Here is a 24,830-nt window from a genome sequence, read left to right as displayed (position 1 = left end):
CGTGCGGCTCAAGTGCATCAAGCTGGCGGGGTTCAAATCCTTCGTCGACCCGACCACGGTGAACTTCCCCAGTAACATGGCGGCCGTGGTCGGGCCCAACGGCTGCGGCAAGTCGAACATCATCGACGCCGTACGTTGGGTGATGGGCGAGAGTTCGGCGAAGAACTTGCGCGGCGAGTCGATGACCGACGTCATCTTCAACGGCTCGACCAGCCGTAAACCGGTGAGCCAGGCGAGCATCGAGCTGGTGTTCGATAACTCCGATGGCACGTTGGTCGGCGAATACGCGGCCTATGCGGAAATTTCCATTCGTCGCAAAGTAACCCGCGACAGCCAGAACAGTTACTTCCTCAACGGCACCAAATGCCGCCGTCGCGACATCACCGACATCTTCCTTGGCACCGGCCTCGGCCCGCGCAGCTACTCGATCATCGAGCAGGGGATGATCTCCAAGCTGATCGAAGCCAAGCCCGAAGACCTGCGCAACTTCATCGAAGAAGCGGCGGGCATCTCCAAGTACAAGGAGCGCCGGCGCGAGACCGAAAACCGCATCCGCCGCACCCACGAAAACCTCGCCCGCCTGACCGACCTGCGCGAAGAGCTGGAGCGTCAGCTCGAACGCTTGCACCGCCAGGCCGAGGCCGCGAAAAAGTATCAGGAATACAAGGGCGAAGAACGCCAGCTCAAGGCCCAACTGTCGGCCCTGCGCTGGCAGGCGTTGAACGAGCAGGTCGGCCAGCGCGAGGCGATCATCGGCAACCAGGAAATCACCTTTGAAGCGCTGGTGGCCGAGCAACGCAATGCCGATGCGAGCATCGAACGCTTTCGTGACGGGCACCACGACCTGTCCGAGCGCTTCAATCTGGTGCAGGCGCGCTTCTATTCGGTCGGCGGCGACATTGCCCGGGTCGAGCAGAGCATCCAGCACGGTCAGCAGCGCCTGCGTCAGTTGCAAGATGATTTGAAGGAAGCCGAGCGCGCGCGCCTGGAAACCGAGTCGCACTTGGGCCACGACCGCACGTTGCTGCTGACCCTCGGCGAAGAGCTGGACATGCTCACCCCTGAACAGGAAGTCACCAGTGCCGCCGCAGAAGAAGCGGCCGCCGCGCTGGAAGAATCCGAAACCACCATGCACGGCTGGCAGGAGCAGTGGGACACGTTCAACCTGCCCGCCGCCGAGCCGCGTCGCCAATCCGAAGTCCAGCAGGCGCGGATCCAGCAGCTGGAAACCAGCATGGAGCGTTTGGCTGATCGGCAGAAGCGTCTTGGCGAGGAACGCGCGCTGCTGTCGGCGGACCCGGAAGACGCGGCGATCATGGAGCTCAACGAGCAACTGGCCGCGTCCGAAGCAACGCTTGAAGATTTGCAGGCCAGCGAAGAAGCGCAGGTCGAACGTCTTGAGCAACTGCGTCAGGAATTGCAGCAAGCGCTGCAAAACCAGCAGCAGGCGCAGGGCGATTTGCAGCGGCTCAACGGTCGGCTGGCCTCGTTGGAAGCCTTGCAGCAAGCGGCGCTCGATCCCGGCACCGGCACCGCCGAATGGCTGCGTGAGCAAAACCTGGCCGACCGTCCGCGTCTGGCCGAAGGCCTGAAGGTCGAAGCTGGTTGGGAACTGGCGGTGGAAACCGTGCTCGGCGCCGACCTGCAAGCGGTGCTGGTGGAGGACTTCGGCGAGTTCGATCTGGCCGGGTTTGCCCAGGGCGATCTGCGCTTGCTCAGCCCGGCCAGCGATGGCGTGCGCATGCCCGGTAGCTTGCTCGACAAGGTCGAGGCGCAGATTGATCTGTCGCCGTGGCTGGGCCAGGTCAAACCGGTGGAGAGTCTCGAGCAGGCCTTGGCGCTACGCGGTCAGTTGAGCGTCGGCCAGAGCTTGATCAGCCGCGACGGCTACTGGGTCGGTCGACACTTTCTACGCGTGCGCCGGGCCAGCGAAGCGGAAAGCGGTGTGCTTGCCCGTGGTCAGGAAATCCAGCGTCTGGGCCTGGAACGCGAAGAGCGCGAGGCCACCGTCGAAACCCTGGAAACCAAACTTCAGACGCTCAGGGCGCAGCAGCGTCAGCAGGAAAACGGTCGCGAACATTTGCGCCGTCTGCTGCAAGACGAAGCGCGTCAGCAAGGTGAACTGAAAGCTCAATTGTCCGCCGGCAAAGCCAAGGCTGAGCAACTGACCTTGCGGCGTACCCGGCTGGACGAAGAACTCACCGAGTTGGCTGAACAGCGCGCGCTGGAGCACGAAAACATCGGCGAGGCACGCCTGCAATTGCAGGAAGCCCTCGACAGCATGGCGCTCGACACCGAGCAGCGCGAGTTGCTGCTGGCCCAGCGCGACAGCCTGCGCGAGCGTCTGGATCGCGTGCGTCAGGAAGCCCGGCAGCACAAGGATCACGCTCATCAGTTGGCGGTTCGCCTGGGCTCGCTCAAGGCGCAACATGACTCGACGCGTCAGGCACTGGAGCGTCTGGAAATGCAGTCCGAGCGCCTGACCGAGAAGCGCGAACAGCTCAGCCTCAATCTGGAGGAGGGCGAGGCACCGCTGGAAGAATTGCGCCTGAAGCTCGAAGAACTGCTCGACAAGCGCATGACCGTCGACGAGGAACTCAAGACGGCGCAGATCGCCCTGGAAGACGCTGACCGCGAATTGCGCGAAGCCGAAAAACGTCGCAATCAGGCCGAGCAGCAATCGCAGTTGATTCGCGGCCAGCTCGAAACCCAGCGCATGGAATGGCAAGCCCTGAACGTGCGCCGCAAGACCTTGCAGGATCAGTTGCTCGAGGACGGCTACGACCTCCACGGCGTACTGGCGACCCTGACCACCGAGGCCAACGAGAAAGAGGCCGAGGAAGAACTCGAACGCATCGCGGCGCGTATCCAGCGTCTCGGTGCGATCAACCTGGCGGCCATCGACGAATACCAGCAACAATCCGAGCGTAAACGTTATCTGGATGCGCAGAACGACGATCTGGTGGAAGCGCTGGATACCCTCGAGAACGTGATTCGCAAGATCGACAAGGAAACCCGAAACCGCTTCAAAGATACCTTTGATCAGATCAATGCCGGAATTCAGGCACTTTTCCCAAAAGTTTTCGGTGGAGGCAGCGCGTATTTGGAACTGACGGGCGAAGATCTACTCGATACAGGGGTGACGATCATGGCGCGGCCGCCAGGAAAGAAGAACAGCACCATCCATTTGCTCTCCGGTGGCGAGAAAGCCCTGACTGCCTTGGCCCTGGTTTTTGCCATCTTCAAGTTGAATCCGGCGCCGTTCTGCATGCTCGATGAAGTTGACGCGCCATTGGATGACGCTAACGTTGGACGCTACGCACGGCTGGTCAAAGAGATGTCGCAGACGGTGCAGTTCATCTACATCACCCACAACAAGATCGCCATGGAAATGGCCGATCAACTGATGGGGGTGACGATGCACGAACCGGGCTGCTCGCGACTTGTAGCAGTGGATGTCGAGGAGGCGATGGCGATGGTGGACGCCTGAGTCCTGGCCTTGTAGGACAATGTGCGAGAGGTAGGTGAGAAGTAAGGCGAATTATCGGCCGCTACTTGCTGGCCAATCGACATATTCGCTCAAGCCATTGTGACAGACGGTGTAAAGTTACCTTTGGTCGTGCTAGTTTAATGTCAATTTTTCGTATACGTGGGCAAAACGCCTGTCAGAACATAGAGTTGGCGCCACGTTTTAAAGCGGTTTACGAGTTGTAAACCCCTTATTTTTCAGCATTTTTTATAGAGGCACGGGATTACATGGAAATCGGTCTGCGCGAGTGGCTGATCGTCATCGGCATTATTGTCATTGCCGGTATTCTTTTCGATGGCTGGCGTCGCATGCGCGGCGGCAAGGGAAAACTGAAATTCCGTCTTGACCGAAGTTTGTCCAATCTGCCGGACGAGGACACCAGCGCCGAGCTGTTGGGCCCGCCCCGTGTCCTGGATACCCATAAAGAACCGCAGCTGGACGAGCATGATCTGCCGTCGGTGAGCATGCCTGCCCGTGAACCGCGTGAGTCGGGTTCCAAGCGCGGCAAGCGTGGCCATGGCGAGCCTTCCCAGGGCGACATGAACCTCAGCCTGGACCTTGACGGCGGCCCGAGCTTCAGCAGCCGTGACGACGATTTCCCGGATGACACCAAGTCCTCGCCTTCGGTCAGCGACAAGGAACAGCCGCAAGCCGAAGAAGTGCTGGTGATCAGCGTGATCTGCCGTGACGCTGCCGGCTTCAAAGGCCCGGCGCTGTTGCAGAATATTCTGGAAAGCGGTCTGCGCTTTGGCGAGATGGACATCTTCCACCGTCACGAAAGCATGGCTGGTAACGGTGGAGTCCTGTTCTCCATGGCCAATGCGGTCAAGCCGGGCGTCTTCGATCTGGACGACATCGACCACTTCAGCACGCCGGCAGTGAGCTTCTTCCTCGGCCTGCCAGGCCCGCGTCATCCCAAGCAAGCTTTCGACGTGATGGTGGCTGCGGCGCGCAAACTGTCCCAGGAGCTCAACGGCGAACTGAAAGACGACCAGCGCAGCGTGCTGACCGCCCAGACCATTGAGCACTACCGTCAGCGCATCGTCGAATTCGAACGTCGCGCCCTGACCCAGAAACGTTGACATTGAAACCGTGTGGAGGATCGTGCCGCGACGTCCACACCTTGTAGGAGCCAGGCTTGCCGGCGAAGACGATCTCACATACGCCTTCGCCGGCAAGCCTGGCTCCTACATGAATTTACGCCGCATCAACATTGAGCAGCCTCGGCTGCTCTTTTGCTTTATGAGAGAACACCCATGACCGCCGCCGAAAACCGCATTCTTGAACTGCGCGCTGAGCTGGATCAGCACAACTATCGCTACCATGTGCTGGACGAACCGAGCATTCCGGACGCCGAATACGATCGGTTGTTCCACGAGCTCAAGGCCCTTGAAGCGGCCAACCCCGAACTGATCACCAGTGACTCGCCGACCCAGCGCGTCGGCAGCGCGGCGCTGTCGGCGTTCACCCAGGTGCGCCACGAAGTGCCGATGCTCAGCCTCGGCAACGCCTTCGAAGAAACCGACATGCGCGAATTCGATCGCCGGGTGACTGAAGGCCTGGACCTGCCGGCCGGCGATCTGTTCGGTGGCGGTGCGGCGGTGGAATACAGCTGTGAACCGAAGCTCGATGGCCTGGCGGTCAGCCTGCTGTATCAGGACGGTGTATTGGTCCGCGGCGCGACGCGCGGCGACGGCACCACCGGCGAAGACATCAGCGTCAACGTGCGCACCGTGCGCAACATTCCGCTCAAGCTGCACGGCAGCGGTTGGCCGGCGACGCTTGAAGTGCGCGGCGAAGTGTTCATGTCCAAGGCCGGTTTCGAACGGCTCAACGCCACGCAACTGGAAGTCGGCGGCAAGACTTTTGCTAACCCGCGTAACGCGGCGGCGGGCAGCTTGCGCCAACTCGATTCGAAAATCACCGCCAACCGTCCACTGGAATTCTGCTGCTACGGCATCGGCCAGATTTCGGCGGACATTGCCGACACGCACATTGGCAATCTCAAGCAGTTGCAAGGCTGGGGCATGCCGATCAGCCACGAGCTGAAACTGGCCCATGGCATCGATGAATGCCTGGATTACTACCGCGACATCGGTGAGCGCCGCAATGCGCTGTCCTATGAAATCGACGGCGTGGTGTTCAAGGTCAACAGCATTGCATCCCAGCGTGAACTGGGCTTTCGCGCGCGCGAACCGCGCTGGGCCATCGCGCACAAATTTCCGGCCATGGAAGAACTCACCGAATTGCTCGACGTGGAATTCCAGGTCGGTCGCACCGGTGCCGTGACACCGGTGGCGCGCTTGAAACCGGTCAAGGTCGCCGGCGTCACCGTGGCCAACGCGACGTTGCACAACATGGACGAAGTGGCGCGCCTGGGCTTGATGATCGGCGATACCGTGATCATCCGCCGCGCCGGCGACGTGATTCCGCAAGTGGTGCAAGTGGTCACCGAGCGTCGCCCGGATAACGCGCGGCCGGTGCAGATTCCCGAAAAGTGCCCGGTCTGCGGCTCGCATGTCGAGCGCACGCAACTGGTCAAGCGCAGCAAGGGCCGCGAGACCGTCAGCGAAGGCGCGGTGTATCGCTGTGTCGGTCGACTGGCCTGTGGTGCGCAACTCAAGCAGGCGATCATTCACTTCGTCTCGCGCCGCGCCATGGATATTGAAGGGCTGGGCGACAAGAGCGTCGAGCAACTGGTCGATGAAGGCCTGGTGAGTTCGCCGGCCGATCTGTATGCCCTGAAGTTTGACGACATTGTCGATCTGGAAGGGTTTGCCGAACTGTCGAGCAGCAAGTTGCTCGGCGCCATCGAAGACAGCAAGAAGCCAAGCCTTGCGCGGTTCATCTACGCCCTCGGGATTCCCGATGTCGGCGAAGAGACGGCCAAGGTGCTGGCGCGCTCCCTCGGCTCGCTGGAGCGGGTTCAGCAGGCGTTGCCGCAAGTGCTCACGTACTTGCCGGATGTCGGCCTGGAAGTGGCTCACGAGATTCACAGTTTCTTTGAAGATGCGCATAACCAGCAGGTGATTGCCGATCTGCTCAAGCACGGTCTGCAGATTCAGGATCAAGGTGAGCTAGGCGCCGAGTTTGCCGCCAGCACCACGCTGGGCGGTTTCCTCGACAAGCTGCACATTCCGTCGGTCGGGCCGGGCGGGGCGCAGAAGCTGGCTGACAGGTTTGGTTCGCTGCAAGGGGTTTTCAGCGCGGACTGGCTGGACATGCGCCAGGCGTTGCCGGAGAAGCAGGCCACCTCGGTTCGCGAGTTTTTTGCGGTCGCCGAGAATCGCCAGATTGCCGAAGCCGCCGAAAAGCAGTTGCGTGATTTCGGCATGCATTGGCAGAGCGAGAAGAAAGTCGTCGAAGGCTTGCCGCTGGCCGGGCAGACCTGGGTGCTGACCGGTTCGCTGGAACTGATGAGTCGCGATGTGGCCAAGGACAAACTTGAAAGCCTCGGCGCCAAGGTGGCGGGTTCGGTGTCGGCCAAGACCCAATGCGTGGTCGCGGGACCGGGTGCTGGTTCCAAGTTGACCAAGGCCAATGAGCTGGGGTTGAAGGTTCTGGATGAAGAGGCGTTTGTCGAGTTTTTGGGTAAGCACGGTATTACGGTGTGATGCCATTCGCTGGCGAGCCAGCTCCTACAGGATCCACGCAACCCCTGTAGGAGCTGGCTTGCCAGCGAAAGCAATCCCGACCACCTCACAAAAAGCGGGAACGATCATGGCTCATGAATGATCTAGTCTTGGCAAGCCCCAGGGAGAGATCGCCATGTACCGCTTCTTCGAACAGCTCAGCTCGCGCATCGCCGCGCCCTTCATGGGCGAGAGTTCGCGCAACAGCAAGATCTGGCACTGCCGCTGCGGGCAGTCGCTGTTCTTTCGCAACAGCCAGTGCCTGGCCTGTTCGGCGGCGCTGGGTTATCAGCCGGAGCAGAGTCGTTTGTCTTCGCTGCAACCGGGACAGCAGGCGGACACCTGGTTGCTCGACGCTGATCCCGAGGCCGGCGTGTTCCGCCGTTGCGCCAACCTCGACTCCCCGGCGGCGTGCAATTGGTTGCTGCCCGCCAATGACCACGATGCGCTGTGCATCGCCTGTAGCCTGAATCGCACCATCCCCGACCTGTCGATAGCGGAAAACCCTGAACGCTGGCGCAAGGTCGAAACCGCCAAGCGGCGTCTGGTCGCACAGTTGGTCAGCCTGGGTTTGCAGGTGATCCCTAAAACCGTGGACGAAGAGACGGGCCTGGCCTTCGATGTCATCGGCGTCGACCTCGAAGGCAAAGCGCCGACCACCGGGCACGCCAATGGCCTGATCACCCTCGATATCAAAGAAGCCGACGACGCTCATCGCGAGCGAGTCCGGGTACAAATGCACGAGCCTTACCGCACGCTGCTCGGGCACTTTCGTCATGAAGTCGGGCATTACTATTGGGACAGATTGATCGCCAACAGCCACTGGCTGCAACCGTTTCGCGGTCTGTTCGGCGACGAACGTGCAAGCTACGCCGATGCCCTCGAGCTCCATTACCAGCAAGGTGCGCCGCTCGATTGGCAACAACAATACGTCAGCGCCTACGCCACCATGCATCCGTGGGAGGATTGGGCCGAAACCTGGGCTCATTACCTGCACATGATGGACGCGGTGGACACGGCGTTGGGGTTTGGCATGAGTGCCCGGGAAATGGATTTCGACTACCAGCCTTTCCCGTCCAGCACCCTTTACGACCCGCAGCATCCCGGTGGTGCGGCGTTCCTGTCGTTCGTCAATGCGTGGATCGAGTTGGCCGGCATGCTCAATGAACTGTCGCGCAGCATGGGGCAACCGGATTTCTATCCGTTCGTCCTGCCGCCGGCAGTGATCGCCAAATTGCACTTCATCCACCTGGTGATCCAGCAAGAGGGCGGCAAGGCCGATGAAGTGGTGCAAGACCTGTAGGAGCGAGCTCGCTCGCGAAAAACCCAAAGCCAACGCGTTAATCCAGACAGCAGGCGTTATCGTTAACGTCCATCGCGAGCGGGCTCGCTCCTACAGGGCGGTCATTTCTAGCCTAATGCATGTCCTTGAAGCAGCTCATGTTTTTTAATCCGCCCGAACGGTTGTAACTTCGTCTCAGATAGGTACAATGGCGCGGCTCGCCGTCAGGTGAGCGTCGTTATGGTGACCCCATCGGTCCCCCCGCAACGATTACCCGTGAACCTGGTCAGATCCGGAAGGAAGCAGCCACAGCGGGAACATTGTGTGCCGGGGTGTGGCTGGTGGGGTTGCCTCCATAACGTACCGCGAGACGCTCTCGCGTTATCTGCCAAATTCACATTTTTTTTGCTCTGCCAAGGGTCTTGCCCAGGGCGGTGTTTTGTCGTTTCCGATTTTTACAACGGTACGTGAAACGCAGGGTTCAGATGTTCGGTTGAGACGGATCAACCGTAGTCATCAAGTTTGCGGTAGCATCCGTGCGTTGGATCCAAGTTTTAAATGTTCATCAGTACCACCGCTAGTGACAGCGAGCTTTGACTCATGGATGAGAAATACCGCAGGGCTGTGGATGCCGCAGCGATTTTTTCCGAGACCGACCTGACGGGTCGGATCACCTACGTCAACGATCAATTCTGCGCCGTGTCCGGTTACCACCGTGACGAACTGCTCGGGCAGAACCATCGTCTCCTCAATTCCGGTCTGCACTCGGCTGATTTCTTCGCCGACATGTGGCGCTCTATCGCCCTGGGTAACATCTGGAAGGGCGAAATCTGTAATCGCGCCAAGGATGGCAGCCTGTATTGGGTCGACAGCACCATGGTGCCGGTGCTTGATGATGCCACCGGACAGGTCGACCGTTACCTGTCGATTCGTTTCGATGTCAGCGAAAAACGCCAGTTGCTGCATTCCCTGCAATGGCGGGTTGGGCATGACGTGCTGACCGGGTTGCCGAATCGCGCGTTCCTCTCGGATCTGCTGGATCAGGCGCTGGAGTTTTCCCGGCAGGAAAAAATCCCGATGGCGGTGTGCATGCTCGACCTCGACGGTTTCAAGGCCGTAAACGATGGCTACGGGCATGCCAGTGGTGATCTGTTGCTGGTAGAAGTGGCCAAGCGCTTGCGTGACATATTACGCGGCGAAGATGTGGTGGCCCGACTGGCCGGTGACGAGTTCGTACTGGTCCTGCGTTACGTGCATGACCTGTCGGAATTGCGCGCAGCGTTGAGCCGGGTACTGGAGGCGATCTCGGCGCCGTATTCGCTGCATGGCAAGCCCATCAATGTGTTTGCCAGTATCGGCGTGACGTTATTCCCCGACGATAACGAAGATGCCGAAATGCTCTTGCGTCACGCCGATCAGGCCATGTACGTGGCCAAGCAGAACGGGCGCAATCGTTTTCATGTGTTCGACGTGACCCGGGATCAAGAGGTCAAGGCCACTCACCAGACGGTTGAGCGAGTGCGTCAGGCGCTGGTCATGGGCGAACTGCGTTTGCATTTCCAGCCCAAGGTGAACATGCGCAGTGGCGAGGTCGTCGGTTTCGAGGCCTTGTTGCGCTGGGAACATCCGGAACACGGCATAGTGTCTGCCCGGGAGTTTTTGCCTCCGGTCGAAGAGACCGACTTGATCATCGATATCGGTGAATGGGTGATGGATCAGGTTTTGTCGCAGTTGCTCCGTTGGCAACAAGCGGGGAAGCACTGGCCGGTGAGCATCAATATCGCGGCGCGACATTTTCAGCGCGCGGATTTCGTCGAACGGCTCAGCCAGGTACTCGCCCGGCATGCTCAGGTCGCGCCGCAGATGCTTGATCTGGAAATCGTCGAGTCGGTGGCTGTCGAGAACATTCAGCATGTCAGCGTCTGTTTGCAGGCCTGTCAGGCGCTGGGGGTGCAGTTTTCCCTGGGGGACTTTGGCACCGGTTATTCGTCCCTGAGCCACCTCAAGCGGTTGCGAACCGAAACCATCAAAATCGATAAGTCCTTTGTCCGCGACATTCTCAATGATCGCGATGACCTGGCCCTTACCACCGCCGTGATTGGCCTGGCTCACGCGTTTGGCCGGCAGGTGATCGCCGAAGGGCTGGAAAGTCTCGAGCACGGTCAATTGCTGCTGCGCCTGGGCTGCGATGTTGCTCAAGGCTATTTCATCGCCCGGCCAATGCCGCCCGCCGAAGTGCCGGGCTGGGTCGAAGGTTTCGTCGCGCCAGCGCAATGGCAGGTGCTCGATCAAACCGGCTGACACGGCTTATGTAGCAGCTGCCGAAGGCTGCGTTCGGCTGCGAAGCAGTCGTCAATCCGTTGAGCGCGGTCCATCTGAAAAACCGCAGCGCCTGATTTTACGACTGCTGCGCAGCCGAACGCAGCCTTCGGCAGCTGCTACAGCGTTGCAGGGCTGCCGATATAGAGGCGGATAATGTCATCGATCTCCCCGGACATTTTCATTCGCAACAGGGTGCGCAGGATGCGCTGCACCGGCACCTTGGGGTCGTTGCGCACGTAGCAACCGACATTTTGTGTCTGCAACACGGCCACGCCTTGCAGTTGCCGGTCGGGCAACAGGCGCTGGTTGAACCAGTCCAGGGTCCACTGGTTGCTCACAGCGTAGTGATAGCGGCCGGCCAGTAGCTTTTCCAGCACCTGCTCCTGATTGCGCGCATCTTCGCGACGTAGCCGGTCGGCGTCGAACAGCGGTTGTAGCGTCGGGTAGCTGTAGCCGAGCACCGTGCCGATCGATTGTGGCGGCAGGTTGGCCGCAACCACGGCAGTCAACGGGGATTTGCGGCTGATCAATACGTCGGGCTGAGTCCACAGCGGAATGCTCCAGATGTAGTCGCCAGACTGATTCGGCAGCCAGGATTGAGCGGCATAGCAGCGGACATCGACCTCGCCGTGTTCCATGGCGTTTTGCACCCGCGCCCGAGGCAGCACATGAAATTCGGCCGGGACGCCGACCTGGGTCGCCAGGCTGACCATCACGTCGTACAGGATGCCCTGGATCGGCTTGCCACGTTCCAGCTGCACCATCGGCATCGCCCAACTGTCGGGCACCACGAAGCGCAACGGCGACTCAGCGGCCGTGCCGTTCAGGCTGATCAACAGCAATGCCCCCAAGGCCAGCCGCATAAATGCTCCGGTACTGATAAACCCCGAGCCGATAAAAGCCCCCCAACGACCATCTTAGCCAGATTAGACGAGCGCACCGGATGCAATTTTGGCGGTGCTCCGATAGCATTAGCCGCTTCTGTTCCTTAGTTGCGACGGTTTTCGATGAGTTATCAGGTTCTTGCACGTAAATGGCGTCCGCGCTCGTTCCGCGAAATGGTCGGCCAGACCCATGTGCTCAAGGCTCTGATCAATGCCTTGGACAGCCAGCGGCTGCACCACGCCTATCTGTTTACCGGCACTCGCGGGGTCGGCAAGACCACCATCGCGCGGATTATCGCCAAATGCCTGAACTGTGAGACAGGTATCACTTCGACGCCGTGCGGCGAGTGTTCGGTGTGCCGTGAAATCGATGAAGGCCGCTTCGTCGACCTGATCGAGATCGACGCCGCGAGCCGGACCAAGGTCGAAGACACCCGCGAACTGCTCGACAACGTGCAGTACGCCCCGAGCCGCGGGCGCTTCAAGGTCTACCTGATCGACGAAGTGCACATGCTCTCCAGCCATTCCTTCAATGCGCTGTTGAAAACCCTTGAAGAGCCGCCGCCCTACGTCAAGTTCATCCTGGCCACGACGGATCCGCAGAAACTTCCTGCGACGATTCTTTCGCGCTGCCTGCAGTTCTCCCTGAAGAACATGACCCCGGAGCGCGTGGTCGAGCATTTGACCCACGTGCTGAGTGTCGAGAACGTGCCGTTCGAAGACGACGCCCTGTGGTTGCTGGGCCGCGCCGCCGATGGTTCGATGCGCGACGCCATGAGCCTGACCGACCAGGCGATCGCCTTCGGTGAAGGCAAGGTCATGGCCGCTGACGTGCGGGCGATGCTCGGCACGCTCGATCATGGCCAGGTCTACGACGTACTGCATGCGCTGATCGAAGGCGATGCCAAGGCACTGCTCGAAGCCGTGCGCCATCTGTCCGAACAAGGCCCGGACTGGAACGGCGTGCTCTCGGAAATTCTCAACGTGCTGCATCGCGTTGCCATCGCCCAGGCCTTGCCTGAAGGCGTCGACAACGGCCATGGCGACCGTGATCGGGTGCTGGCACTGGCCCAGGCCTTGCCGGCCGAAGATGTGCAGTTCTATTACCAGATGGGCCTGATCGGGCGTCGCGACTTGCCGCTGGCGCCGGATCCCCGTGGCGGCTTCGAAATGGTCCTGCTGCGCATGCTCGCGTTCAGGCCGGCGGACACGGCGGATGCCCCGAGTCAGCCGCTAAAGACAGTGGGGATCAGCCAAGCCACAGTTGATTCCGCAAACTCCGTGGCTGCCGAGCGCGTTGTCGCGCCGGTAGTCGCTGCGGCAGTTGCATCCGTTGCTCCCGTTGTCGCCGCGCCGGTGGTGGCTCCAGTGCCTGAGCCGGTTGCTCCCGTCGTCGTGCCTGAGCCCGTCGTTGAGCCTGTAGCGGTCGAAGCCGTCGTCGATTTGCCCTGGAATGATCCGGTAGAACCCGAAGTCATCCAGCAGCCCGCCGTCGAACCGGTGCTGGAAACGGCCGGCGAACAACCCGATTTGCCACCGATGCCGTTGCCGACACCTGACAGCGTGGTCCCGGACGCTCCGGAGTGGGCCGCCGCGCCAATCCCTGAACCCTCCGTGGCCGACGTCGATGCCGCCACGCCGGGCATAGAGCCGGACGACGAGCCGCCGCTGGACGAGGACTACATCGAGCCGGACATGGATTCGGCCTACAGTTACCTTGACGAACTGGCGAGCGAGCACACCGCGGAGCCTGCGGCTGAACCCGAGCCTGAACCGGCGGCCATGCCGGCTACCGGTCTGGCCCTGCAATGGCTGGAACTGTTCCCGAAACTGCCGGTGTCCGGCATGACGGGCAGCATCGCCGCCAACTGCACGCTGATCGCCGTCGATGGCGACAACTGGCTGTTGCACCTGGACCCGGCCCACAGCGCCTTGTTCAATGCGACCCAGCAACGCCGTCTCAACGATGCGCTGAACCAGTATCACGGGCGTACGCTGAGCCTGAGCATGGAGCTGATCAAGCCCGAGCAGGAAACCCCGGCCCAGGCCGCTTCCCGCCGGCGGGTCGACCGTCAGCGCGAGGCCGAGGAGTCGATCCACGGTGATCCGTTCATCCAGCAAATGATGCAGCAGTTCGGTGCGGTGATCCGTAACGATACTATTGAACCTGTCGACGCTCTGGTCAGTCAGGGCTAATAACTGAAGGCGTTCGGCCGAAAGGGCCGGGCGCTGTTTTTATCCAAGTACTTTTGAGGTGATTACCATGATGAAAGGTGGCATGGCCGGCCTGATGAAGCAGGCGCAGCAGATGCAGGAAAAAATGGCCAAGATGCAGGAAGAACTGGCCAACGCCGAAGTCACCGGTAAAGCCGGTGGCGATATGGTCACCGTGGTGATGACCGGTCGCCACGACGTCAAGCGCGTGACCATCGACCCAAGCCTGGTCGAAGGCCTGAGCGAAGACGACAAAGAGATGCTGGAAGCTGTATTCGCCGCCGCCGTCAACGATGCCGTGCGCAAGATCGAAGCCAACAGCCAGGACAAAATGTCCGGCATGACCGCTGGCATGCAACTGCCACCGGGCATGAAACTGCCATTCTGATTCGCTAAAGCGCGTCGAATGGGCTACAAAAAAATGCCAGGCATTGCGCCTGGCATTTTTGTATCCGCCTTTTGGGAATGTGGTGTCTGTGAGGCCGCCTTCGCGGGCAAGCCTCGCTCCTACAAGGGCAGCGCAAAATCTGTAGGAGCGAGGCTTGCCCGCGAAGAAGTCGACGCGGTCCCGGACAGAAACATCGAACGCGCTACCCCAACAACGGTCTGCTCCCTATACCGCCCAATTCATCGATCAAAGGAGACGCTCACATGCCGCAAGCATTGACCCTCAACCAACGTATCGTCCTGGTGTCCCGCCCGGTAGGCGCGCCGACCCCGGAGAATTTTCGCCTGGAGCGGATCGCGCTGCCGGACCTGGCCGACGGCGAGGTGTTGCTCAAGACCCTTTACCTGTCGCTGGACCCTTACATGCGCGGGCGCATGAGTGACGCGCCGTCCTACGCTGCACCGGTAGAAATCGGCGAGGTAATGACCGGCGGCGCTGTCAGCCGGGTCGAGCGTTCGCTGAATCCGAAATTCCAGGAAGGTGATCTGGTGGTCGGTGCCACCGGTTGGCAGAGCCACAGTGTCAGTGACGGTCGCGCGCTGATTCCGATCCCGTCCGGATTACCGAGCCCTTCGATGGCGTTGGGCGTGCTGGGGATGCCGGGCATGACCGCCTACATGGGGCTGATGGACATTGGCCAGCCTAAATCTGGCGAAACCCTGGTGGTTGCCGCCGCGTCTGGCGCGGTGGGTTCTGTGGTCGGCCAAGTGGCGAAGATCAAGGGACTGCGCGTGGTTGGTGTCGCCGGTGGCGCCGACAAGTGCCGTTATGTGGTCGAAGAGCTGGGCTTCGATGCCTGCATCGACCACAAAAGCCCCAATTTCGCCGATGAACTGGCGCAGGCGTGCGCCCAGGGCATCGATATTTACTACGAAAACGTCGGCGGCAAGGTCTTCGACGCGGTGCTGCCGTTGCTCAATCCCAAGGCGCGGATTCCGCTCTGTGGCCTGATTGCTTCGTACAATGCCAGCGAAGCACCGACCGGGCCGGATCGCCTGCCGCAATTGCAGCGCACGTTGCTGACCAAGCGCGTACGCATCCAGGGTTTCATTGTGTTCGACGATTATGGTGACCGTCAGCCGGAATTCATCAGTGCGATGGCGCCGTGGGTGCGCGATGGCAAGGTGAAATTCCGCGAAGACGTGGTCGATGGCCTGGAAAATGCGCCCGAGGCGTTCATTGGTCTGCTGGAAGGACGCAACTTCGGCAAGCTGGTAGTGCGGGTCGCTCAGGACTGAGTAATTAACGCTGCAATTTGACGCTAAACAGAGGCGCGGGTATAAACCGCGTCTCGTTGTTTTGTCGGACTTTTCCCCATGAGCTTCAGCCCTTTGATTCGCCAACTGATCGACGCCCTGCGAATTCTGCCAGGTGTGGGTCAGAAAACTGCCCAACGCATGGCGTTGCAGTTGCTCGAACGTGATCGCAGTGGCGGCTCGCGCCTGGCACTGGCGCTGAGCCAGGCCATGGAAGGGGTCGGCCACTGCCGCTTGTGCCGCACGCTGACCGAAGACGATCTGTGCCCGCAATGCGCCGATACCCGTCGCGACGACACCTTGCTGTGCGTGGTGGAAGGCCCGATGGATGTTTATGCGGTGGAGCAGACCGGTTTCCGTGGTCGCTACTTCGTGCTCAAGGGCCATCTGTCGCCGCTCGACGGCCTCGGGCCGGAAGCCATCGGCATTCCGCAGCTATTGGCGCGGATCGAAGAGGCGGGCACGTTCACTGAAGTCATCCTGGCCACCAACCCGACCGTGGAAGGTGAGGCGACGGCGCATTACATCGCACAGTTGCTCAGCAATAAAGGCTTGATCGCCTCGCGTATCGCCCATGGCGTGCCGTTGGGCGGTGAGCTGGAATTGGTGGACGGCGGGACGTTGGCGCATTCGTTTGCCGGGCGTAAGCCGATCGCTTTGTAAGGGTGGTGTTTGGTCTAACGCCATCGCTAGCAGGCTAGCTCCCACATTGGATGAATGGTGTTCACAAATCCCCTGTGGGAGCTAGCCTGCTAGCGATGGACGCGCCTCGGTTTATCTGATTCACACAATCCTGTTGAAAACCAAGCAAGCGCTCGGTTAACTTCGCTGAACCTTCAGTGGAGTTCGCCGATGCCTGCCTTTCAGGAATACTTCGACCCCAGCCACCAATTGGTCCGCGACAGCGTCAGACGATTCGTCGAACGCGAGATATTGCCGGACATCGACCAATGGGAAGAAACCGAAAGCTTTCCCCGGGAGCTCTACCTCAAGGCCGGTGCCGCAGGGATTCTGGGGATCGGCTATCCCGAAGCCTTGGGCGGCAGTCACGAAGGCGACCTGTTTGCCAAGATAGCCGCCAGCGAAGAGCTGATGCGCTGTGGCTCCGGCGGTCTGGTGGCGGGGCTCGGTTCGTTGGACATCGGTTTGCCGCCGATCCTCAAGTGGGCCCGGCCGGAAGTCCGTGACCACGTAGTGCCTCAGGTGCTGGCCGGCGAGAAGATCAGCGCACTGGCCGTGACCGAGCCCAGCGGTGGTTCCGACGTCGCCAACCTGCAAACCCGCGCCGTGCGTGACGGCGATGTCTACCGGGTCAACGGCAGCAAAACCTTTATTACCAGCGGCGTCCGCGCGGATTTCTATACCGTCGCGGTGCGTACTGGTGCGCCGGGTTTCGGCGGCATCAGCCTGCTGCTGATCGAGAAGGGCACCCCCGGTTTCACCGTGGGCCGTCAGTTGAAGAAAATGGGCTGGTGGGCGTCGGACACGGCCGAATTGTTCTTCGACGATTGCCAAGTTCCTGTAGGAAACCTGATCGGCGCCGAGAACATGGGTTTCGCCTGCATCATGGGCAATTTCCAGAGCGAGCGTCTGGCCCTGGCGCTGATGGCCAACATGACCGCACAGCTGGCGCTGGAAGAGAGCTTGAAATGGGCGCGCGAGCGTGAAGCCTTTGGCAAACCTATCGGCAAGTTCCAGGTGCTCAAGCATCGCCTCGCCGAGATGGCCACGGCGCTGGAGGTATCACGGGAATTCACCTATCGCCAGGCAGCGAAAATGGCGGCGGGGCAGAGTGTGATCAAGGAGATTTCCATGGCCAAGAATTTTGCGACCGACACCGCGGATCGGATTACCACGGATGCGGTGCAGATTCTGGGCGGGTTGGGTTACATGCGTGAAAGTCTGGTGGAGCGGCTGTACCGGGATAACCGGATTCTGTCGATCGGCGGGGGAACGCGGGAAGTGATGAACGAGATCATCAGTAAGCAGATGGGGCTTTGAGTTTTTGTGGTGTTGCGGTTGACGCCTTCGCGGGCAAGCCTCGCTCCTACAGGTTTTGCGCTGTCCTTGTAGGAGCGAGGCTTGCCCGCGAAGGCGTCCTTGCAGACGCCGCCTTACTGCTCGCTCAACGCAAACTGCGTCAGGCAAAACGTCGGAATCCCCAGCGCTTCCAGCCGCTGCGACCCACCCAATTCCGGCAGATCAATGATCGCCGCCGCTTCATGAACCCGCGCACCCATCCGACGAATCAGGTTCGCCGCCGCAATCAACGTCCCGCCAGTGGCGATCAGATCATCGAACATCACCACCGAATCGCCCTCGCACAGGCTGTCGGCATGCACTTCGAGGAAGGCTTCGCCGTACTCGGTCGCATAACCCTCGGCCAGCACGTCGGCCGGCAGTTTGCCTTGCTTGCGGAACAGCACCAGCGGCTTGTTCAACTGATAGGCCAGCACCGAGCCGATCAGGAAGCCACGCGCGTCCATCGCACCGATGTGGGTGAAGTCGGCCTCGACGTAACGCTGGGCAAAACTGTCCATCACCACGCGCAGGGCCGTGGGCGACTGGAACAGCGGGGTGATGTCGCGAAAGATCACGCCCGGCTTGGGGAAGTCGATCACGGGGCGGATCAGGGATTTGATGTCGAAGGATTCGATGAGCATCGTCGAGGTGTCCTGGCAGGCTGCAAACGTCGCAGTATAACGGCGGCTGAACCGTTTCGCTCAGCCGCAAGCGTCATTGTCAGCCTTCGATTGAACCGCCGGCCAGGGCGCAGAGCTGGATCGGATCGAGGATGTGGATTTCCTTGCCTTCGGCGGCGATCAGTTCGTTTTGCTGGAAACGGGTGAACACCCGGGACACGGTTTCCACCGCCAGCCCCAGGTAATTGCCGATTTCGTTGCGCGACATGCTCAGGCGGAACTGGTTGGCCGAGAACCCCCGGGCGCGGAAGCGGGCTGACAGGTTGACCAGGAACGTGGCAATGCGCTCGTCGGCGGTTTTCTTCGACAGCAGCAACATCATTTGTTGATCGTCGCGAATCTCGCGGCTCATCACCCGCATCAACTGACGGCGCAGTTGCGGCAGTTGCAGGGCCAGTTCGTCGAGGCGATCGAACGGGATTTCGCACACCGAGGTGGTTTCCAGGGCTTGCGCCGAGACCGGGTGTTTTTCGGTGTCCATGCCCGACAGGCCGACCAGTTCACTCGGCAGGTGGAAACCGGTGAGCTGTTCTTCGCCGCCATCGCTGAGGCTGAAGGTCTTCAGGGCGCCAGAGCGTACTGCGTAAACGGAATCGAAGGTGTCGCCCTGGCGGAACAGGAATTCGCCTTTTTTCAACGGGCGGCCACGTTTAACGATTTCGTCCAGCGCTTCCATGTCTTCCAGATTCAGAGAAAGTGGCAAGCAGAGGGGGGCCAGGCTGCAATCCTTGCAATGGGCCTGGCTATGAGCGCGCAGTTTTACTGGCTCGGACATTTCTTCAATCCTTGTGGGAAAACACACATAAGCCGTAAGGGTAACCCACGGGAGGACATTCAGGCACGCGGCTATTTTGCCGCAGGGTCGTAAAGCCAGCATTTCGCCAACCGGCCAGTGAGGTGATGGCTAGATCACCCGTGAAAAGCGCTGGCGATTCTGCTGTTCAAGGTACGCATCGAACACCATGCACACCGAGCGGACCAACAAGCGCCCGGCGGGCAGCACGGTGATCCGTTCATTATCAAGTGTGATCAATCCATCGTCGGCCATGCTCTGCAACTGCGGCCAGAGATCGCCGAAGTAGCCTTGAAAGTCGATGTTGAAAGCCTGTTCGATCTGGGCGAATTCCAGGCTGAAATTGCAGATCAATTGCTGGATGACCGCGCGTCTCAGGCGATCATCGGCGTTGCACAGCAAACCACTGCTGGTGGCCAATTGTGCGGAGGCCAGGGTGTTCTGATACTGGTTCAGATCGCTGTTGTTCTGGCAGTACAGATCGCCGATCTGACTAATGGCCGACACGCCGAGGCCGATCAGGTCGCAATGACCGTGGGTGGTGTAGCCCTGGAAGTTGCGTTGCAGGGTCGATTCTTCCTGCGCAATCGCCAGCTCATCGTCCGGCAGCGCGAAGTGGTCCATGCCGATGTAGCGGTAACCGGCCGCGGTCAGCTGCTCGATGGTGCCCTGGAGCATTTCCAGTTTCTGCGCCGGCGTCGGCAGTTCTTCGCTGTTGATGCGCCGTTGCGGCATGAAACGTTCCGGAAGGTGCGCGTAGTTGAACACCGACAGCCGGTCCGGTTGCAGGTTGATGACTTCATCGATGGTGCGGGCGAAGTTCTCCGGTGTCTGCCTCGGCAGGCCATAGATCAGATCGATGTTGATCGAGCGAAATTGCAGGGTCCGGGCGGCGTCGATCACCGCGCGGGTTTCTTCCAGGCTTTGCAGGCGATTGACCGCCCGTTGCACTGCCGGGTCGAGGTCTTGCAGGCCGATGCTGACCCGGTTGAAGCCCAGTTCGCGGAGCAGGCCCATGGTCGACCAGTCGGCTTCGCGAGGATCGATTTCGATGCCGTAGTCGCCGGAGTCGTCATCGAGCAAGTTGAAGTGTTTGCGCAGGGTGGCCATCAGCTGGCGCAGTTCATCGTGGCTGAGAAAGGTCGGCGTGCCGCCACCGAAGTGCAGCTGCTCGACTTTCTGGGCCGGGTCGAGGTGGCAGGCGATCAACTGGATTTCCTGCTCCAGACGCTGCAAGTAGGGCAGGGCCCGGCCGCGATCCTTGGTAATCACCTTGTTGCAGGCGCAGTAGTAGCAAATGTTCGCGCAGAACGGCACGTGCACGTACAGCGATAACGGACGCAGGGCCTTGCGGCTCTCGCGCAGCGCATGGAACAGGTCGAAGGTGCCGACATGCCCGTCGAATTGCACGGCGGTCGGATATGAGGTGTAGCGCGGACCCGCCAGATCGTAACGGCGGATCAGATCGGTGTCCCAACGAATGGCGTCGAGCATCATGCGGGCATTCCCCCGGATAGGCTGGCAGTGTCAGCGAGTCTAGGGGGAGCGGCGTTGCGGCATCTTGATTTGCATCAACGGTCAGGATTTGTGTTGCTGGTGCGGGCTTCATCGCGGGCAAGCCCGCTCCCACAGGGTCTTTGTCTGGACCACAGCATTGAGGTAATCCTCAAATCCTGTGGGAGCGGGCTTGCCCGCGATGGGAGCACCGCCGAACTAGTGTCCCATCAACCAATGCTGATGCGGGCCCGGCAAAGTCCAGAGGCCGAACAGCATCACCAGCAAGCCGCCAGTCATGCGCACGCTGCGTTTGCGCAACAACGCCGTGACCCGCTCGGCGGCCAGGCCCGTGGCGAGCAACACCGGCCAGGTGCCCAGCCCGAACGCGAGCATCAGCAATGCGCTGTCCAGCGCATTGCCCTGGCTGGCCGACCACAGCAGCGTGCTGTAAACCAACCCGCACGGCAGCCAGCCCCAGAGCCCGCCCAACAACAGCGCGCGGGGGACGCTCGACACCGGCAGCAGTTTGTTGGCAATCGGCTGGATATGCCGCCACAAGCCGCGACCGAGGCTTTCGATGCGGGTCAGGCCGCTCCACCAACCAGCGAGGTAAAGGCCCATGGCGATCAGCAGCAATCCGGCGAGGATGCGCATAAACATCGCCGCCGGGCTGTTGGCCACCGCCCAACCCGCCAGGCCGATCAACAGGCCGGCAGTCGCGTAGCTGAGAATTCGCCCCAGGTTGTAAGCCAGCAGCAGGCGAAAGCGTCGGCTGCGTTGTTCCTTGGGAATGGCCAGGGTCAACGCGCCCATCAAGCCGCCGCACATGCCCAGGCAATGACCGCCACCGAGCAGGCCGAGGATCACCGCAGACACCAACAGGGGCGCCAGTTCAAGCATGGGGTGGTGCCTTGTCGTCCGGTTTGGCCGGATGGCCGCTGGCCTCATCGACCGCTGCCGTGTGGTTCGGGTCCTGATCGTCGAACAGGATGCTGTGGGCCGGGCCGTCGAGGTCGTCGTACTGACCGCTGTCGACTGCCCAGAAGAAAATGTAGATAGCGATGGCCACGATCAGCAGCGCGGCCGGGATCATCACGTAGAGAGCTGGCATCTGGACTCCATGCCCGCGCGGCTCAGGCCGGCAGCGGGCGGGTTTCGGGCGTGGCGTTGACGACCGGCGCGCTCGGCATGCGAGTCAGGCGCAGGGCGTTCAGTACCACGGTCAACGAACTGATGGACATGCCGACTGCGGCCCATACCGGAGTGATCCAGCCGAGGGCGGCGAACGGCAGCATGAGGCCATTGTACAGCGCGGCCCACAGCAGGTTCTCGATGATTACCCGGCGGGTACGCCGAGCGAGGCTGAAGGCCTGCACCAGCGCATCGAGACGGTTGGACAACAACACCGCGTCGGCACTGGTTTTCGCCAGGTCGGTGGCCGAGCCCATGGCGACGCTGATGTCGGCAGCGGCCAGCACCGGCACATCGTTGACCCCGTCACCGAGCATCAACACCTTGCGGCCTTCCTTGTGCAGCTGTTGCAGGACCTGCAATTTATCGTCAGGACGCAAACCGCCACGGGCCTCGTCGATGCCCAGTTCGGCGGCTACGCTGGCGACCATCGGCGAGGTGTCGCCGGACAGCAGCAACGTGCGCCAGCCGCGAGCCTTGCACGCTGCAAGCAGCGCCGGGGCGTCGGTGCGCAAGCGGTCATCGAGGACAAACCATGCCAAGGGACCCACATTGTCGCCGAGCAGCAGCCATTGGCCGGCTTCGTCCGGCATCAACGGCACGGCAGCACCGCTGAGGGCGCAGACAAAACGCGGTTGGCCGATGCGCAAACGTTGCGTCCCGACCACGCCTTCAAGCCCAAGCCCCGGCGTGCTGTGGACTTCTTCGGCGGCCAGTGGCGCCCGGCCAAATGCACGGGCGATCGGGTGTTCCGAACGGTTTTCCAGTGCGGCGGCCAGGCTCAGGCATTGATCACTGTCGAGGGCGCCGAGCGGGCGGATCGAGCGCAGCGCCAGGCGACCTTCGGTGAGGGTGCCGGTCTTGTCGAAAATCACCGTATCGATCTGGTTCAGGCCTTCCAGCACGTGGCCGCGGGTCAACAAAAGACCCAGTTTGTGCAGCGTGCCGGTCGCGGCGGTGAGGGCGGTCGGCGTGGCCAGGGACAAGGCGCACGGACAGGTCGCAACAAGCATCGCCAGCACAATCCAGAACGCCCGCGATGAATCCAGCTCCCACCAGATCAGGCCGATGACGGCGGCGGCGATCAGCGACAACAACAGGAACCATTGTGCGGCGCGGTCGGCGATTTCCGCCAGGCGCGGTTTTTCGGCCTGGGCGCGGTCCAGCAGGCGGACGATGGCGGACAGCCGGGTGTCCTGACCGAGGGCGAGGACTTCTACGGTCAACGCGCCTTCGACGTTCAGGGTGCCGGCGGTGACCGCATCGCCGAGCGTTCGTGGTTGTGGCAGGTACTCGCCGGTCAGCAGGGACTCGTCGATGCTTGATTGACCGTCGAGAATCTTGCCGTCAGCCGGGAGGATCGCGCCGGGGTGCACCAGCACTTGATCGCCGACACGCAGTTCGCTCAGCAGGATTCGCTCGCTCTGGCCGTCGGCACTCAGGCGCAAACACGAGGCGGGCAATAGATTCACAAGTTGTGCAGTGGCGGCGGCGGTGCGTTCCCGGGCGCGACGTTCCAGATAACGCCCGGCCAGCAGGAACAGCGCGAACATGCCGACGGCATCGAAATACAGTTCACCGACACCGGTGAGCGAGGTCCAGATGCCGGCGATGTAAGCACTGCCGATGGCCAGCGATACCGACACGTCCATGGTCAGGTGGCGGGTGCGCAGGTCGCGCATCGCCCCTTTGAAGAATGGCGCGCAGCTGTAGAACACAATCGGGGTGGTGAGGAACAGCGCAACCCAGCGCAGGATGGTGTGCAGCTCGGGGCTAAGGTCGATATTGAATTCCGGCCAGGTGGCCATGGTCGCCATCATCGCCTGGAACCACAGCAGCCCGGCGACGCCGAGTTGGCGCAGGGCCAGGCGGTTTTCACTGGCCAGTTGTTCGCTGGCGCGATCGGCTTGATAAGGGTGGGCGGCGTAACCGATGTGGCGCAATTCGCTGAGCACTTGGCTCAACGGCAGTTGCGCGTCGGCCCAGCGCACGTGCAAACGATGGTTGGACAGGTTCAGCCGTGCTTCGGCCACTGCCGGCAAGCCGCGCAGGTGTTTCTCGATCAGCCAGCCGCAAGCGGCGCAACTGATGCCTTCCATCAACAGGGTGGTTTCGGCGAGGTCGCCTTCGTGGCGGACGAAGGGCGCCTGCACGTCGGCGCGATCGTACAACGCCAGTTCATCCACCAACTGCACCGGCAAGGCTTCGGGGTTGGCCGATGATTCGCTGCGATGCTGGTAATAGCTTTCCAGGCCACCGGCGACAATCGCCTCGGCCACGGCCTGACAACCCGGGCAGCAGAACTCGCGGGTTTCCCCGAGGACGGCAGCGGTGAAGCGGCTGCCGACCGGGACGGGCAGGGCGCAGTGGTAGCAGGGGATTGGGGTGGTCATGGGGTTTTCACAGGGTGTTGTCCGATGATCGTTCCCACGCTCTGCGTGGGAATGCCTCCCCGGACGCTCCGCGTCCGCTTCGGCTGGGACGCAGAGCGTCCCTGGCTGCGTTCCCACGCAGAGCGTGGGAACGATCAGGGTGAGGCTTACTTTTTCAGGTCTTCCGCGCCTTGCAGCGGTTCATCACCGAGCAGCAAATCCTTTTCGTGGCTGACCGTTTCCTCTTCGAACATGCGCCAGGTCTTGTCGTCCTGCACACCCAGCAATTCGACAAAGCGGCGACCGTCGACCTTGTCGCTCAACTGGCCAATGTAGCGGCCTTCTTCGGTTTCACTGCGGGCCAGGGTGATCTTGCGATCCTTCTCCGGCTGCGTTGGCGAGATCAGGTTCAGCTCCAGGGTTTTGGGCTGGCTGTTGCCGTTCAGGCGCAGGTCGACTTCGCCGGTCACGTCATCCAGATGCACGCTGGCGCGCAGCAACAGGGTTTGCGCCAACAGTTCACGGTCGAGGGAGCGGTTGATGCCTTTGCCGGCCTCGTAATAATTGTCGTTGACCAGGTTGTCCGGGTTGTTCACCGCGATGGTCACCATGGACAGGGTCAAGGTCACCGAGCAGGCCAGGATGGCGATGATGATCCACGGCCAAAGGTGCTTGTACCAGGGACTTGCGGCGTTTGCTGCGGGCATG

The 24,830-nt window shown here is 61.2% G+C and carries 18 protein-coding genes and 1 other RNA gene; 11 read left to right on the top strand and 8 right to left on the bottom strand.

Features of this window, described 5'->3' with window-relative positions:
* Position 1 precedes the first annotated feature (1 nt).
* The 6 genes from smc to AEQ67_RS14845 all read left to right on the top strand — a co-directional run bounded on the left by smc (position 2) and on the right by AEQ67_RS14845 (position 10,744).
* Positions 2-3,490: a chromosome segregation protein SMC gene (gene smc, locus AEQ67_RS14870; protein WP_059404581.1), complete on the top strand. Its 3,489-nt coding sequence runs from the start codon at positions 2-4 to the stop codon at positions 3,488-3,490.
* A gap of 266 nt (positions 3,491-3,756) precedes the next feature.
* On the top strand, positions 3,757-4,611 hold the full coding sequence (zipA, locus tag AEQ67_RS14865; protein WP_059404580.1) for a cell division protein ZipA: 855 nt from the start codon (positions 3,757-3,759) through the stop codon (positions 4,609-4,611).
* A gap of 174 nt (positions 4,612-4,785) precedes the next feature.
* On the top strand, positions 4,786-7,143 hold the full coding sequence (ligA, locus tag AEQ67_RS14860; RefSeq protein ID WP_059404579.1) for an NAD-dependent DNA ligase LigA: 2,358 nt from the start codon (positions 4,786-4,788) through the stop codon (positions 7,141-7,143).
* A gap of 154 nt (positions 7,144-7,297) precedes the next feature.
* A complete protein-coding gene (locus AEQ67_RS14855; RefSeq protein WP_059404578.1) occupies positions 7,298-8,464 on the top strand; it encodes a zinc-binding metallopeptidase family protein in 1,167 nt (388 codons plus the stop codon).
* Between the two features lie 229 nt (positions 8,465-8,693).
* Positions 8,694-8,790: signal recognition particle sRNA small type (gene ffs / locus AEQ67_RS14850), an RNA gene on the top strand.
* A 253-nt stretch (positions 8,791-9,043) separates the two neighbouring features.
* Positions 9,044-10,744, top strand: coding sequence for a putative bifunctional diguanylate cyclase/phosphodiesterase (locus AEQ67_RS14845; RefSeq protein ID WP_059404577.1), 1,701 nt, complete (start codon positions 9,044-9,046; stop codon positions 10,742-10,744).
* Between the two features lie 137 nt (positions 10,745-10,881).
* Here the strand turns inward: AEQ67_RS14845 and AEQ67_RS14840 are convergent, their stop codons facing one another.
* A complete protein-coding gene (locus AEQ67_RS14840) occupies positions 10,882-11,628 on the bottom strand; it encodes a substrate-binding periplasmic protein (protein ID WP_059404576.1) in 747 nt (248 codons plus the stop codon).
* 144 nt (positions 11,629-11,772) lie between these two features.
* Here AEQ67_RS14840 and dnaX point away from each other — a divergent pair, with 144 nt between their 5' ends.
* From dnaX to AEQ67_RS14815, 5 genes are all read left to right on the top strand, one after another.
* Positions 11,773-13,845: a DNA polymerase III subunit gamma/tau gene (gene dnaX / locus AEQ67_RS14835; protein WP_059404575.1), complete on the top strand. Its 2,073-nt coding sequence runs from the start codon at positions 11,773-11,775 to the stop codon at positions 13,843-13,845.
* 67 nt (positions 13,846-13,912) lie between these two features.
* On the top strand, positions 13,913-14,251 hold the full coding sequence (locus tag AEQ67_RS14830; RefSeq protein ID WP_008028561.1) for a YbaB/EbfC family nucleoid-associated protein: 339 nt from the start codon (positions 13,913-13,915) through the stop codon (positions 14,249-14,251).
* 263 nt (positions 14,252-14,514) lie between these two features.
* A complete protein-coding gene (locus tag AEQ67_RS14825; protein ID WP_059404574.1) occupies positions 14,515-15,549 on the top strand; it encodes an NADP-dependent oxidoreductase in 1,035 nt (344 codons plus the stop codon).
* Positions 15,550-15,627: 78 nt separating this feature from the next.
* Positions 15,628-16,230, top strand: a complete 603-nt coding sequence (gene recR / locus AEQ67_RS14820) for a recombination mediator RecR (RefSeq protein ID WP_033055661.1) — start codon at positions 15,628-15,630, stop codon at positions 16,228-16,230.
* A 189-nt stretch (positions 16,231-16,419) separates the two neighbouring features.
* Positions 16,420-17,568: an acyl-CoA dehydrogenase family protein gene (locus AEQ67_RS14815; protein ID WP_059404573.1), complete on the top strand. Its 1,149-nt coding sequence runs from the start codon at positions 16,420-16,422 to the stop codon at positions 17,566-17,568.
* Positions 17,569-17,681: 113 nt separating this feature from the next.
* On the opposite strand, the gene AEQ67_RS14810 is transcribed toward AEQ67_RS14815, so the two are convergent.
* The 7 genes from AEQ67_RS14810 to AEQ67_RS14780 form a co-directional block, all read right to left on the bottom strand.
* Positions 17,682-18,230 (bottom strand): adenine phosphoribosyltransferase, encoded by a 549-nt coding sequence (locus AEQ67_RS14810; RefSeq protein ID WP_059404572.1) that lies wholly within the window; start codon positions 18,228-18,230, stop codon positions 17,682-17,684.
* A 79-nt stretch (positions 18,231-18,309) separates the two neighbouring features.
* A complete protein-coding gene (gene fnr, locus AEQ67_RS14805) occupies positions 18,310-19,044 on the bottom strand; it encodes a fumarate/nitrate reduction transcriptional regulator Fnr (protein ID WP_059404571.1) in 735 nt (244 codons plus the stop codon).
* Positions 19,045-19,173: 129 nt separating this feature from the next.
* Positions 19,174-20,556 (bottom strand): oxygen-independent coproporphyrinogen III oxidase, encoded by a 1,383-nt coding sequence (gene hemN, locus AEQ67_RS14800; protein ID WP_059404730.1) that lies wholly within the window; start codon positions 20,554-20,556, stop codon positions 19,174-19,176.
* A gap of 219 nt (positions 20,557-20,775) precedes the next feature.
* A complete protein-coding gene (locus tag AEQ67_RS14795; RefSeq protein WP_059404570.1) occupies positions 20,776-21,459 on the bottom strand; it encodes a sulfite exporter TauE/SafE family protein in 684 nt (227 codons plus the stop codon).
* The gene (gene ccoS, locus AEQ67_RS14790; RefSeq protein WP_059404569.1) at positions 21,452-21,670 is read right to left on the bottom strand and encodes a cbb3-type cytochrome oxidase assembly protein CcoS; all 219 of its coding nucleotides are present in this window, start codon (positions 21,668-21,670) and stop codon (positions 21,452-21,454) included. The genes AEQ67_RS14795 and ccoS overlap by 8 nt, the downstream gene beginning before the upstream one ends.
* A 22-nt stretch (positions 21,671-21,692) precedes the next feature.
* Entirely contained in the window at positions 21,693-24,143 is a 2,451-nt protein-coding gene (locus AEQ67_RS14785) for a heavy metal translocating P-type ATPase (protein WP_059404568.1), read from the bottom strand.
* A 146-nt stretch (positions 24,144-24,289) separates the two neighbouring features.
* Complete coding sequence (locus AEQ67_RS14780; RefSeq protein WP_059404567.1) at positions 24,290-24,829, bottom strand: FixH family protein; 540 nt, start codon at positions 24,827-24,829, stop codon at positions 24,290-24,292.
* Position 24,830 lies beyond the last annotated feature (1 nt).

This window comes from Pseudomonas sp. RIT-PI-q (assembly GCF_001297125.1).
Taxonomy (GTDB): Bacteria; Pseudomonadota; Gammaproteobacteria; order Pseudomonadales; family Pseudomonadaceae; genus Aquipseudomonas.
This window is presented reverse-complemented; position numbering and strand designations above follow the sequence as displayed.

What these genes read in the sequence shown, in the direction of transcription:
- AEQ67_RS14825 (WP_059404574.1), top strand. Translation starts at nt 14,515, where the DNA reads ATGCCGCAAGCATTGACCCTCAACCAACGTATCGTCCTGGTGTCCCGC.
- hemN (WP_059404730.1), bottom strand. Translation starts at nt 20,556, where the DNA reads ATGCTCGACGCCATTCGTTGGGACACCGATCTGATCCGCCGTTACGAT.
- ccoS (WP_059404569.1), bottom strand. Translation starts at nt 21,670, where the DNA reads ATGCCAGCTCTCTACGTGATGATCCCGGCCGCGCTGCTGATCGTGGCC.
- zipA (WP_059404580.1), top strand. Translation starts at nt 3,757, where the DNA reads ATGGAAATCGGTCTGCGCGAGTGGCTGATCGTCATCGGCATTATTGTC.
- AEQ67_RS14795 (WP_059404570.1), bottom strand. Translation starts at nt 21,459, where the DNA reads ATGCTTGAACTGGCGCCCCTGTTGGTGTCTGCGGTGATCCTCGGCCTG.
- ligA (WP_059404579.1), top strand. Translation starts at nt 4,786, where the DNA reads ATGACCGCCGCCGAAAACCGCATTCTTGAACTGCGCGCTGAGCTGGAT.
- AEQ67_RS14845 (WP_059404577.1), top strand. Translation starts at nt 9,044, where the DNA reads ATGGATGAGAAATACCGCAGGGCTGTGGATGCCGCAGCGATTTTTTCC.
- AEQ67_RS14810 (WP_059404572.1), bottom strand. Translation starts at nt 18,230, where the DNA reads ATGCTCATCGAATCCTTCGACATCAAATCCCTGATCCGCCCCGTGATC.
- AEQ67_RS14840 (WP_059404576.1), bottom strand. Translation starts at nt 11,628, where the DNA reads ATGCGGCTGGCCTTGGGGGCATTGCTGTTGATCAGCCTGAACGGCACG.
- AEQ67_RS14780 (WP_059404567.1), bottom strand. Translation starts at nt 24,829, where the DNA reads ATGCCCGCAGCAAACGCCGCAAGTCCCTGGTACAAGCACCTTTGGCCG.
- AEQ67_RS14785 (WP_059404568.1), bottom strand. Translation starts at nt 24,143, where the DNA reads ATGACCACCCCAATCCCCTGCTACCACTGCGCCCTGCCCGTCCCGGTC.
- AEQ67_RS14830 (WP_008028561.1), top strand. Translation starts at nt 13,913, where the DNA reads ATGATGAAAGGTGGCATGGCCGGCCTGATGAAGCAGGCGCAGCAGATG.
- recR (WP_033055661.1), top strand. Translation starts at nt 15,628, where the DNA reads ATGAGCTTCAGCCCTTTGATTCGCCAACTGATCGACGCCCTGCGAATT.
- fnr (WP_059404571.1), bottom strand. Translation starts at nt 19,044, where the DNA reads ATGTCCGAGCCAGTAAAACTGCGCGCTCATAGCCAGGCCCATTGCAAG.
- AEQ67_RS14815 (WP_059404573.1), top strand. Translation starts at nt 16,420, where the DNA reads ATGCCTGCCTTTCAGGAATACTTCGACCCCAGCCACCAATTGGTCCGC.
- dnaX (WP_059404575.1), top strand. Translation starts at nt 11,773, where the DNA reads ATGAGTTATCAGGTTCTTGCACGTAAATGGCGTCCGCGCTCGTTCCGC.
- AEQ67_RS14855 (WP_059404578.1), top strand. Translation starts at nt 7,298, where the DNA reads ATGTACCGCTTCTTCGAACAGCTCAGCTCGCGCATCGCCGCGCCCTTC.